Source organism: Clostridium sp. chh4-2 (genome assembly GCF_002899675.1).
In the GTDB taxonomy this organism is placed as follows: domain Bacteria; phylum Bacillota; class Clostridia; order Lachnospirales; family Lachnospiraceae; genus CHH4-2.
On record NZ_PKUU01000002.1, the window covers coordinates 111,879 to 123,959 of the forward strand.

Genomic DNA, 12,081 nt, shown 5'->3' on the forward strand with positions numbered 1-12,081 from the left:
AGATAAAACTTAGACAGGATAGGGACAAAAATGGAAGATCAGATAAAAAAATGGGAAACACAGATGAATCATCTTGAAATTGCGGTATTTTGCTTCGGATGTTTTGTGATGGCCGGGGCGGCTGCCTCCAATGGGCTTCTGAATTTGTTTTCCAATGCCAGTTTCATGATGGATTTTCTGGTGGTGCCGCCGTGGATGAGAGCGGTAATGGGGCTGATGCTCTTTGGGACAGTATTCGGAATCAGGAAGCGAAACTCCGCTGCCGGCTTTACCGCCTGCGTGATAGGATTTCTGCTTCTGCTGACCACTGCCTTAGCACCCTTTCCCATATTCCTGCTGGAAATGTCTGTTCCGGTTTTTACAAGATACATGATACTGATTGTCTGCTTTTATCTGGTGCCGTTTCTCATCATCTGCGTGAAGACAGCGGCTCTTGTCCGGTTAAACGGAGTTCGAAAAAGAGAAGATGAGCTGATGGAGCAGAACACGGCTGGGCCGTCGGGTATTTCCGGAAATAAAACCGGGAATGCGGTTTTTCTGATAATCGGATCGGTTATGACCCTAATTGGCCTGACATCGGGAATTAACAGCGCCGTAAGAAGCTTGAAGCCGGTTGATATCGGCAGCTGGGAGCGGTATTCGATTAAAGATACCGGCATATCCCTGCTTATGCCGATGGAACCTATAGAATATCCGAAAGAGGGCAAAGATGGTGAGGACGACGGCACTTTTGCCGTGATGGCGGAAGCGAAAAATTTCTTCGTGATGGTGGCCCGTTTCAGCGAAGAGCCGGAAGAGGAAACTTGGGACATGGAACGTCCTAAAGTGATCTGGGGGCCGGAAACAGGGACGATGAATGGCGTGGAGTATGAACAGGAGGTGTCCAGGTACAAAGTAGGGCGGCTTTCCAGCTATTCCATAAACAGGCATTTTACGGTGAATGGAATCCGGTATACGGCCAGTGTAAATATGCTGGGAAGAATGCAGTGGAGTCTGATGAAGAAGGCTGAAAATATTTTTGACAGCATAAAAATTAATTGAGAAAATGGGTATTGACATTCCGATAGCTTTTGTGTTATGTTGTTAATAGAGAAACAATTTAATAAAAATTTAATAGTATTCACAAAACTTATATATGCTCATAATTGGTTGAGCGTCTCTACCAACTACCGTAATAGTTGCCTATAAGTTTTCACAGGGATTTTGTCTGTGAAAGCGCAGGGTGACAAGCACGGTAGTTTTTTTGTTCCCCGGAATTATGGCACCGAGTGTTTTAAAGCCAGGTTTACCGGATGTAAACAGCTGCCGTCTCCCGCTGCAAAAGGCTAAGATTCTCTGTGGGGAATGCTGGAACAGGAGGCAAGATGGAAAACAATTGTTTTGTGCTGAGAGGCCACATCTGTTACAGTAGCGATCAAAAGGCGGTACAGATTGTGGAAAACGGGTATCTGGTTTGTGAGAACGGCAAATCCGCCGGTGTTTACCGGGAACTGCCGGATCATTATGGGGATTATCCCATGACGGACTATGGGGACAGACTCATTATCCCCGGACTGGTGGACTTACATATGCATGCGCCCCAGTATGCGTTCAGAGGTTTAGGCATGGATTTAGAGCTGCTGGACTGGCTGAACACCCATACATTTCCGGAGGAATCGAAGTATCAGGACCTGGAATATGCGAAAAAGGCGTACACAATTTTTGCAGACAACTTGAAAAACAGCGCGACCACAAGAGCATGCATCTTCGCGACGATTCACACTCCGGCAACGGAGCTTTTAATGGATCTTTTGGAAGAAGCTGGACTGGAAACCATGGTTGGTAAGGTCAATATGGACCGGAATTCACCGGATTTTCTGGTGGAAGAGACACAGCAGTCGGCAGAGGACACGATCCGCTGGCTGGAAGAGACATCAGGCAGATACAAACACGTAAAACCGATTTTGACGCCAAGATTTATACCGACTTGTTCAGACGAACTAATGGAACAGCTGTCAGAGATACAGAAGCGTTTTGACTTGCCGCTTCAGTCACACCTTTCGGAAAATCAAAGTGAAATTGCATGGGTAAAGGAGCTTTGCCCACAGTCGCAGTTTTATGGAGACGCCTATGACCGTACCGGCGCGTTCGGGGGAACGTATAAGACGATCATGGCCCACTGCGTGTGGTCCGGTGAGGAAGAGCAGAACAGAATGAAGGAACGGGGCGTATTCGTGGCCCATTGTCCTCAGTCCAACATGAACCTTTCTTCGGGAATTGCTCCGGTCAGAAGCTACCTGGATAAGGGAATCAAAGTGGGATTGGGAAGCGATGTTGCAGGCGGTTTCACTGAATCCATATTCCGGGCCATGTCGGATGCCATACAGGCGTCCAAGATGCGCTGGAGGATTCAGGATGAATCTTTAAAACCTCTCACCGTAGAGGAAGCATTTTATCTTGGGACAAAAGGAGGGGGAGAGTTTTTCGGCAACGTAGGAAGTTTCGAGAAGGGGTATGAACTGGATGCAGTTGTTCTGGATGACAGTTCCTTGAAACATCCTCAGCAGCTGGGCGTGAAAGAACGCTTAGAGCGGCTGATTTACCTGGCAGATGACAGCCAGATCAAGGCGAAATATGTAGCGGGCAGTCTTATCGTATCACGATGAAGAAAGATTCACTCCCGTCCTCAGGGCGGAGAAGAAAGCTGAAAATGATAATATAAGGGGGAATTTTATATGAAGGCAACAGCAAATGACAATGTATTGGATCGTGTATTTCATCTTACGGAAAAGCATACAGATGTAAAAACGGAAATTATAGCAGGTATTACCACATTTATGACAATGGCTTACATTCTGGCGGTTAACCCGAATATTCTGGGCGTTGACGGTGCGGGAATGGATAATGGAGCCGTATTTACGGCCACAGCTCTGGCCGCTTTGGTGGCAACACTTTTGATGGCGGCATTTGCAAACTATCCGTTTGTTCTTGCTCCCGGCATGGGGTTAAACGCTTACTTCGCTTACACGGTTGTGGGCCAGATGGGATATTCCTGGCAGACAGCATTGGCAGCCGTATTTATCGAAGGTCTGATCTTCATCGTACTGTCACTGACCAATGTACGTGAAGCAATCTTCAATGCGATTCCGATGAATTTAAAACATGCGGTTTCCGTGGGTATCGGTTTATTTATCGCTTTTATCGGTCTGCAGAATGCGAAGATCGTTGTGGACGGAGCAACCTTAGTATCTGTTTATTCATTTAAAGGAGCCGTTAAAGAAGGGCTGTTTAACAGCGTTGGAATCACAGTATTGCTGGCGCTTATCGGTATTTTAATCACGGCAGTTTTAGTTGTAAAGAATATAAAGGGCAATATCTTATGGGGAATTCTGGCAACCTGGATCTTAGGCATTATCTGTGAGCTTGTAGGACTTTACCAGCCGAATGCAGAAGTGGGAATGTTCAGCGTGCTTCCTGATTTTTCAAGAGGATTCGGTATTCCGAGCATGGCTCCTACCTTCATGCATCTGGATTTTAAGGGCATATTCACAATTGATTTTGTCGTTATCATGTTTGCATTCTTATTCGTAGACTTATTCGATACTCTTGGCACTTTGATCGGCGTGGCATCCAAAGCGGATATGCTTGACAAAGACGGTAAACTTCCTAAGATCAAAGGCGCTTTGCTGGCAGACGCAGTCGGTACTTCCGCAGGCGCATTGTTCGGTACATCCACAACCACTACATTCGTAGAGAGTGCAGCAGGCGTAGCAGAAGGCGGACGTTCCGGTCTGACCGCAGTGGTAGCGGCAATCCTCTTTGGTTTATCCTTGTTCCTGTCACCGATTTTCCTGGCGATTCCGTCCTTTGCAACTGCACCGGCGCTGATCGTAGTAGGATTTTTGATGCTGACATCCATTACTAAGATTGATTTTGCAGATTACACAGAAGCAATTCCGGCTTACATCTGCATCATCGCAATGCCGTTTATGTACAGCATTTCTGAAGGTATCGCAATGGGCGTTATCTCTTACGTTGTAATCAATTTAGCAACCGGAAAGGCAAAGGATAAGAAGATCAGTACTCTGATGTATGTGCTGGCGGTTCTGTTCGTGCTGAAATATATAATGCTTTAACTATAATGACATGTAGTGTTTTAGATGAGTGAAATGGAAATGGGAGGTAATGCCATGGGAATTGGTAAGAACATGACGCGTGTGGACGCGTATGAGAAAGTGACCGGAGGCGCGAAATATGTTGCTGATCTGGAACCCCAGGGCCTTTTAGTGGCAAAGGTAGTTCACAGTACCATCGCCAATGGTGTAGTAAAAAGTTTTGATCTGGAAGAGGCGCTGAAGGTGCCGGGCGTGGTAAAGATCGTAACATGTTTCGATGTGCCGGATTATCAGTTCCCCACTCCCGGGCATCCATGGTCTGTGGAAACAGCCCATCAGGATATTGCCGACAGAAAGCTTTTGAATACTAGAGTCCGTATCTACGGAGACGATATCGCTGCCGTTGTGGCGGAAGATGAAATTGCCGCCAGCCGGGCAGTCCGGTTAATTAAGGTAGAATACGAAGTCTATGACCCTCTTTTGACCGTGGAGCAGTCCATGGCAGAAGGCGCTCCGGTTCTCCACGAGGAGAAGCCGGGCAATATAATCGCCCATACCAGTTTTCAGCTGGGCGATGTAACCTATGAAGAGGCGAAGGCGTCGGAAGAAGATCTGATCGAAGTTGAAGGGAATTATGAAACACAGAGCGTACAGCACTGCCATATTGAAACGCCGATTTCCTATGCTTACATGGAAAAAGGAAGGCTTGTAGTGACAACCTCCACCCAGATTCCCCATATTGTCCGCCGTGTTATCGGGCAGGCGTTAGGAATTCCGTGGGGCGACATCCGGGTGATCAAGCCTTATATCGGCGGCGGATTCGGCAATAAGCAGGATGTTTTATATGAGCCTCTGAATGCATTCTTGTGCACCCAGGTGGGCGGCAGAGGGGTAAAACTGGAGATTTCCAGAGAAGAGACTCTGGCCTGTACCAGAGTGCGCCATGCGATACAGTTCAACACAAAAGCGCTGGTACGTAAAGACGGCACGCTGGTTGCAAGGACATTTAAAGCCTATTCCAACCAGGGCGGATATGCGTCTCACGGCCATGCCATCGTCGCCAATGCGGCCAATGAATTTAAACAGATTTATCATGATGAAAAAGCTCTGGAATCAGACAGCTATACGGTTTATACCAATATAGCCACAGGCGGAGCCATGAGAGGATACGGAATTCCACAGGCGGCATTTGCCGCGGAGTGTCTGGCTGAAGATATGGCGGCAGCGCTTCACATGGACCCGTTGGAATTCAGGCTTAAAAACTGTATGAAACCAGGGTATACAGACCCTCACACCAATGTGAGATGCAATACATACGGTCTTCGCGACTGCATGGAAAAGGGCAGAAAAGCGATTCAGTGGGATGAGAAGAGAAAGGCCTATGAAAACCAGACCGGACCTATAAGAAGGGGCGTCGGAATGGCTATCTTCTGTTACAAAACCGGAGTTTATCCCATTTCTTTGGAAACGGCATCCTGCCGCATGGTATTAAACCAGGACGGTTCCATCCAGCTTCAGATGGGAGCTACCGAGATCGGCCAGGGCGCCGATACGGTATTCACCCAGATGGCCGCCGAGGTTACCGGAATCACCGAAGACCGGGTTCATGTTTTATCCACCCAGGATACGGATATCACCCCGTTTGACACAGGCGCTTATGCGTCGCGCCAGACTTATGTCAGCGGTAAAGCGGTGAAGAAGACGGGAGAACTTCTGAAAGAGAAGATATTGGAATACGCTTCTTATATGCTGAAGCAGGAGGTAGAAACCATGGACATTGCCGACAACATGATCGTCAGCAGGGAAAATGGTGATGCTCTTCTTTCTATGGAAGAACTGGCAACCACAGCCTTCTATAGCCTGGACCGTTCCGTCCATATTACGGCGGAAGCCACCAGCCACTGTAAGGAGAATACATTTGCAACAGGCGCGTGCTTTGCTGAAGTGGAAGTTGATATGCCTCTTGGCAAGGTAAAAGTGCTCAATATAGTCAATGTTCATGACAGTGGTGTTCTCATTAATCCAAAACTCGCTGAGGCGCAGGTGCATGGAGGCATGAGTATGGGACTTGGATACGGACTCAGCGAGCAGCTTCTGTTCGATCCGAAAACAGGCCGTGCGTTAAATGATAACTTGTTGGATTACAAACTTCCTACCGCCATGGATACCCCGGATTTGAAAGTGGAGTTCGTGGAGCTGGAAGATCCTACGGGACCATTTGGAAACAAGGCTTTGGGAGAGCCGCCGGCAATTCCGGTAGCTCCGGCCCTGAGAAATGCGGTTCTGGACGCCACAGGCGTTGCGGTGAATTCACTGCCTCTTGACCCGCAGAAACTGGTAGCGCATTTTAAAAATGCCGGATTGATTTAGAGGGAGGATGCATATGTACGATATTGAAAAATTTTATCAGGCATCGGATATAGATGATGCAGTCCGCGCTCTGGAAGCAGATCCGGAGGCGGTGGTGATCTCAGGAGGAAGCGATGTCCTGATTAAGATCAGAGAGGGGAAGCTGGCAGGCTGTTCTTTAGTCAGCATACACGGAATTAAGGAATTGGAAGGCGTCAGGATGGAAGAGGACGGAACCATTGTTATCGGCCCTGCCACCACATTTTCCCATGTTACCAATAATGAAATCATTCAAAAATATATCCCGATTCTGGGAGATGCCGTGGATCAGGCCGGCGGCCCGCAGCTGAGAAATATAGGAACCGTGGGCGGCAATGTCTGTAACGGAGTAACAAGCGCGGACAGCGCGTCCAGTTTCTGTGTCTTAAACGCCATACTGGTGCTTCAGGGACCGGAAGGGCGCAGGGAAGTTCCCATTACCGAATGGTATACCGGCCCTGGAAAAACCGTCAGAAAGCATGAAGAGCTTTTGGTCGAGATCAGGATTAAGAAGGAAAGCTACGAGGGTTACGGCGGCCATTATATCAAATACGGCAAACGGAACGCCATGGAGATCGCCACATTGGGATGCGCTGTTTTAGTAAAATTAACTGGCGACAAAAAGCATGTGGAGGATATGCACATCGCCTACGGAGTGGCTGCCCCTACTCCAATCCGCTGTTTTGCAACAGAAGATAAGGTAAAAGGAATGGAGCTTGGAGAGGAACTGTATGAGACTACCGGCAAAGGCGTGCTGGAAGAAGTAAATCCGCGTACCAGCTGGAGGGCATCCAAGGAGTTCCGCCTTCAGCTTGTGGAAGAGCTTGGAAAGAGAGCTTTAAAACAGGCGGTAATCAATGCGGGAGGTGAATGCAATGCTTAATATTATCCATATGATTGTCAACGATAAGCCGGTGGAAGTGGCTGTGGATGACAGAGAGTCTCTTCTTGAAACCCTGAGAAACCGCCTGGGACTTACCAGCGTGAAAAAGGGGTGTGAAGTCGGAGAATGCGGAGCCTGTACCGTATTGGTGGATGGAGAAGCGATAGACAGCTGCATCTATCTGACAATGTGGGCCGAGGGCCGCAGAATCATGACCGTTGAGGGATTAAAAGGACCGAACGGAGAGCTCAGCCCTATACAAAAAGCATTTGTGGAAGAGGCGGCAGTCCAGTGCGGATTCTGCACTCCGGGCCTGATCATGTCAGCCGTAGAGATCGTAGGAACCGGAAAGCGTTATAACCGGGAAGAACTGAGAAAGATGATCTCCGGCCATCTCTGCAGATGCACAGGATATGAAAATATTTTGAATGCGATGGAGAGAATCGTGGAGGAAACTTATAAGGTTGTAGGAAAGAATTAGATAAATATGAGTTGGATGAGGACGAAGCACAGGTATGGAATAGGAACCAGTGACCTGTGATTGAAAGCCGAACGACAGAAGGAATGGGCATCAGGGGCGTTGATCCTGATGCCCATTCCTTTTGGCGTTCGGGAAAAACGTTCTGCTTCGCCTGATTTTACATCAAGGGTGAAGGCATTTTCAGAAATGCCTTCACCCTTGATGTAAAAGTTTTATCTCTATCTTTTTGCTTAGAGTTCTTTCTATTTAAATTGCAGCATGATATAATTTCCATAAAAACAAGCAGCGCTTCCGGAGAAAGGAAGGTAAAAGCAAGGAGTTGTATGAGAAAGTTTAAGCGGAATATATTCTGGAATATTATTATAAATCCTCTGACCGCAGTATTATATTGGATCTTTTGTTTTCATCTGTATTCTCTGTGCCAATACGGCAGGAAACAGAAAAACCTCCCGATACTGGCAATTTGTATTTTTTCGTTTATAATTGTGTTTGGTATAGCTGTTTTTAAAGCGGGAAAAGCAGAAGAGAACTCACAGGCAGACAAATGCGGGATTGGGAACGAAAATCGGTTCAAAAGAACACTTATGGGATTTTCACTAATCTGTTTTATGGCGATAACTACATATTACGGCGCATTGATTTACCAAAGCGCCCAGGCTTTTGAGGGTAAACTATCCTGGTTTATCGATGACATGAAACATAAAAAAACTATCAGGCTGGAACATGATAATCTATATTCAGATGGAATACAAAGTCTGTTCGACGAGCTGAATGCTAAGTTGGAGCTGCCGGATGAGTTGTATCTTTCTACCAGTTTCAACCTCCATTTCACACCGGACGGAACAATTCAAACGATGGATACCTTTTTGTATGGCTGGGATGAATATGGCAATAAGCGGTCTTATCTTATAAACTATGATCGGAAAAAGTCAGAAAAAATGACAGTCTACCAGGACAATGTAGTGACAGGAGCCCGGGATGAAGAAAAACTTTTAGCACCGATGGTTACAATACTAAATCATATACCGTTGCAGGAAGTGATAAACAGCTGGCAGGAGTCAGAATATGGAATTCTATATTATGGAATGCGCCAATGGGGAGGCAGTTCAGACGGGATCATCTATATGGATGCTCAGGGGAATACCAGAGTGGCAGACAGCGGACAGTCGAATATACGAGGATACACAGTGTCGCTGTTTGTACCCGGAAAGGAAGAGGAGATTATGCCGGCAAGGTATTTGCAGGTAGATAATCTTGAGTCTCCTGATTTTATTGTGGCTGAGGAAGAAAAACAGATTTCTCAGACGCGCAATTCAGCAGAAGAATTCCATCTGAGTGATAAGGAAGGATTTCGGCTGAATGTTGTGGATGCGGCTTTGGGAAAACGGTATTATGCACTGGAAGGCAGTTCAGACAATGGAAAGACGTGGAACGTTATCAATCCTGATCCGTTCCAGGGGCAGGGCGGCGGAGCCGCCGGTATCGTGTTTCTCAATTCGAATTTAGGTTTTATGGCACTTTCACATAACGGAGGCGATGAAGCGGAGCTATACCGAACAGAAGATGGAGGAAAGACGATAAAACGAGTTGAACTTCCCTATTCAGTTATGGAGGAAAATCCCAATCCGGACGAACCGTTTGATTTCCCGGCAATGCCGTATGAAGAAGATGGGATTCTAAAAATGCTCATTGGACAGGGGGCTGACGGTGACTATCACGGGGGCAGTAAGGCATTGTACCGGTCAGAGGACCAGGGCATTACATGGGAGTTTGTGGAAGAGGTTGGAGTACAATAGATTATAAAAGGAGAACGAAATATGCTGAAAAAAATCTCAATCAATGAAATAGAAACTATTAAAATCGGCCATGCCCAGGACGAGGCAGGCGGAACTGGCTGTACGGTGATTATCTGTGAAAATGGCGCTGTTACAGGAGTGGACATCCGCGGCGGAGGTCCGGCTTCGCGGGAATCCGCCCTGTTAAATCCGGTAGCGGCCAATGACGGAGTCCATGCGGTATTGCTCAGCGGAGGCAGCGCCTTCGGACTGGATGCGGCGGGAGGCGTGATGGAATATTTGGAATCCAGGAATGTGGGATTTCCGGTAGGGGTGACGAAAGTTCCCATCGTATGCGAATCCTGCCTGTTTGATCTGAGGGTAGCTGATTATAAGGCCAGGCCGGATAAAAGGATGGGATATGAGGCCTGCGTGAATGCTGAGAAAAACTGCCCGGAACAGGGAAATGTGGGAGCTGGAACAGGAGCTACGGTGGGAAAATTTTACGGGGAAGCCGGAATGATGAAATCGGGATTGGGTATCTATGCGGTTTCTTTGGGGGACTTAAAAGTAGCGGCTGTCGTGGCGGTCAATGCGCTGGGGGATGTTTATGATTATGAAACAAACGAGAAACTGGCCGGACTGATTAACCCGGAGACCGGAGAATTTGAAGACAGCGAGGAGGCATTTTATAAAGAATATGCCAATATGAAGGATTTGTTTACCGGAAACACCACCATTGGAGCCGTTATAACCAATGCAGGTTTTAATAAAACCGAGATGACGAAAATTGCATCCATGGCTCAGAACGGATATGCTAGAAGCATCAGGCCGGTTCACACCACAGCGGATGGAGACAGCATCTATGCCATGTCTGTTGGAAATGTGAAAGCGGATATTAATGTGGTGGGAACGCTGGCCGCAAAAGTCATGGCTGAGGCGGTAAAATCAGCGGTTTTGGAAGCAAAAGGCGCTTATGGGCTGAAAGCGGCAGGAGAAATTCAGCGGGGTAATTCATGAGATACTGATCCTGGGTAGAGAGAAACGCGAATTGTTGATGGTAACAATTCGCGTTTCAATGTGTTTAAATTGAAAAAAATTGTTGCAAACCTCTGACAAAAGTGAGATAATTTACGCGTATGTGATTACAACATATTAAAGGAGGAAGAAAAATGAGAAAATTTTTAAGTGTTGTGTTAACCGCGGCCATGGTTGCATCTTTGTCAGCATGCGGCGGACAGGCTAAAACAGCAGAGTCCAAACCGGCTGAAACAACCGGCGCAGAGGCGACAACCGCTGCAGAAGCAGCAACAACAGCAGCTGAGGGAGAATCCACAGAAGCACCGGCAGCATCCGGAGAGGGTGTGGCAAAAGAGGATTTAAAAGTTGGATTCATCTACATCGGCGATGAAAACGAAGGCTATACCGCAGCTCATTATGCAGGCGCAAAAGCGATGCAGGAAAAACTGGGCTTAACGGATGACCAGCTCATTATCAAATGGACGGTTCCGGAGGATGAGACCTGTTATGACGCAGCAGTGGATTTGGCAGATCAGGGCTGCAACATCATTTTCGCAAACAGTTTCGGACATGAACCGTATATGCTTCAGGCAGCTGAAGAATTCCCGGAAGTGGAGTTCTGTCATGCAACCGGATATCAGGCAAAGGGAAGCGGACTTCCTAATATGCACAACTATTTCACCTCTGTTTATGAATCACGTTATGTATCAGGCGTGGTTGCAGGTTTAAAATTAAACCAGATGATTGAAGAAGGAACAATTACGGAAGATACCGCAAAAGTCGGCTATGTGGGCGCATTCCCATATGCAGAAGTTATCAGCGGATATACCTCTTTCTTCTTAGGCGTTCGTTCCGTATGCCCTTCCGCTACGATGGACGTAACTTATACAAACAGCTGGGCCAGCTTTGACCTGGAAAAAGAAGCTGCTGAAGCTTTGATCGCAGACAACTGCGTATTAATCAGCCAGCATGCCGATACAACAGGCGCGGCTACCGCTTGTGAAGCAGCCGGAGTTCCGATTGTAGGATATAATATTTCCATGATCGCTACTGCTCCAACTCAGGCCCTCACTTCCGCATCGATCGACTGGGCTCCATACGTTACATACGCAGTACAGAGCGTAATCGACGGTACTCCAATTGACGCCGACTGGTGCCATGGATATGCAGAAGGTGCTGATAAGATTACAGAACTCAATGAAAAAGCAATCGCTCCCGGAACCGCTGAAAAGGTAAAAGAAGTGGAAAGCGCAATCATCGACGGTTCTTTACATGTATTTGATACTTCAACCTGGACCGTGGAAGGCAAGACTAAGGATACATATGAAAAAGACGGCAACGAATACATTTCTGACGGATATTTCCATGAATCAGAATTTGCATCCGCTCCTTCTTTCGATATCTTGATTGACGGCATTACAGATTTAACGAAGAAATAGA

Annotated in this window: 9 protein-coding genes and 1 riboswitch; all 9 genes read left to right on the top strand. The window is 47.2% G+C overall.

Going from position 1 to position 12,081, the window contains the following annotated elements; genetic code table 11:
* Positions 1-30: 30 nt before the first annotated feature.
* A complete protein-coding gene (locus C0033_RS02400) occupies positions 31-1,041 on the top strand; it encodes a hypothetical protein (protein ID WP_103226274.1) in 1,011 nt (336 codons plus the stop codon).
* A 68-nt stretch (positions 1,042-1,109) separates the two neighbouring features.
* Positions 1,110-1,205: riboswitch (purine riboswitch) on the top strand.
* A 159-nt stretch (positions 1,206-1,364) separates the two neighbouring features.
* Entirely contained in the window at positions 1,365-2,645 is a 1,281-nt protein-coding gene (locus tag C0033_RS02405) for an amidohydrolase family protein (RefSeq protein WP_103226275.1), read from the top strand.
* Between the two features lie 69 nt (positions 2,646-2,714).
* Entirely contained in the window at positions 2,715-4,115 is a 1,401-nt protein-coding gene (locus tag C0033_RS02410; RefSeq protein WP_103226276.1) for an NCS2 family permease, read from the top strand.
* 54 nt (positions 4,116-4,169) lie between these two features.
* Entirely contained in the window at positions 4,170-6,464 is a 2,295-nt protein-coding gene (gene xdhA, locus C0033_RS02415) for a xanthine dehydrogenase subunit XdhA (RefSeq protein ID WP_103226277.1), read from the top strand.
* A 13-nt stretch (positions 6,465-6,477) separates the two neighbouring features.
* Entirely contained in the window at positions 6,478-7,365 is an 888-nt protein-coding gene (gene xdhB, locus C0033_RS02420; protein WP_103226278.1) for a xanthine dehydrogenase subunit XdhB, read from the top strand.
* A complete protein-coding gene (xdhC, locus tag C0033_RS02425; protein WP_103226279.1) occupies positions 7,358-7,846 on the top strand; it encodes a xanthine dehydrogenase subunit XdhC in 489 nt (162 codons plus the stop codon). Before xdhB ends, xdhC begins: the two co-directional genes overlap by 8 nt.
* Positions 7,847-8,430: 584 nt before the next feature.
* Positions 8,431-9,642 (top strand): glycosyl hydrolase, encoded by a 1,212-nt coding sequence (locus C0033_RS02430; protein WP_146043720.1) that lies wholly within the window; start codon positions 8,431-8,433, stop codon positions 9,640-9,642.
* 24 nt (positions 9,643-9,666) lie between these two features.
* The gene (locus C0033_RS02435) at positions 9,667-10,641 is read left to right on the top strand and encodes a P1 family peptidase (protein WP_103226459.1); all 975 of its coding nucleotides are present in this window, start codon (positions 9,667-9,669) and stop codon (positions 10,639-10,641) included.
* Between the two features lie 152 nt (positions 10,642-10,793).
* Positions 10,794-12,080 carry a BMP family ABC transporter substrate-binding protein gene (locus C0033_RS02440; RefSeq protein WP_242984390.1) on the top strand — a complete coding sequence of 429 codons (1,287 nt, stop codon included), beginning with the start codon at positions 10,794-10,796 and terminating at the stop codon, positions 12,078-12,080.
* Position 12,081: the final 1 nt, after the last annotated feature.

Excerpts from the sequence above, each read along its gene's own strand:
- C0033_RS02400 (WP_103226274.1), top strand. The coding sequence starts at position 31 with ATGGAAGATCAGATAAAAAAATGGGAAACACAGATGAATCATCTTGAA.
- C0033_RS02405 (WP_103226275.1), top strand. The coding sequence starts at position 1,365 with ATGGAAAACAATTGTTTTGTGCTGAGAGGCCACATCTGTTACAGTAGC.
- C0033_RS02410 (WP_103226276.1), top strand. The coding sequence starts at position 2,715 with ATGAAGGCAACAGCAAATGACAATGTATTGGATCGTGTATTTCATCTT.
- xdhA (WP_103226277.1), top strand. The coding sequence starts at position 4,170 with ATGGGAATTGGTAAGAACATGACGCGTGTGGACGCGTATGAGAAAGTG.
- xdhB (WP_103226278.1), top strand. The coding sequence starts at position 6,478 with ATGTACGATATTGAAAAATTTTATCAGGCATCGGATATAGATGATGCA.
- xdhC (WP_103226279.1), top strand. The coding sequence starts at position 7,358 with ATGCTTAATATTATCCATATGATTGTCAACGATAAGCCGGTGGAAGTG.
- C0033_RS02430 (WP_146043720.1), top strand. The coding sequence starts at position 8,431 with ATGGGATTTTCACTAATCTGTTTTATGGCGATAACTACATATTACGGC.
- C0033_RS02440 (WP_242984390.1), top strand. The coding sequence starts at position 10,794 with ATGAGAAAATTTTTAAGTGTTGTGTTAACCGCGGCCATGGTTGCATCT.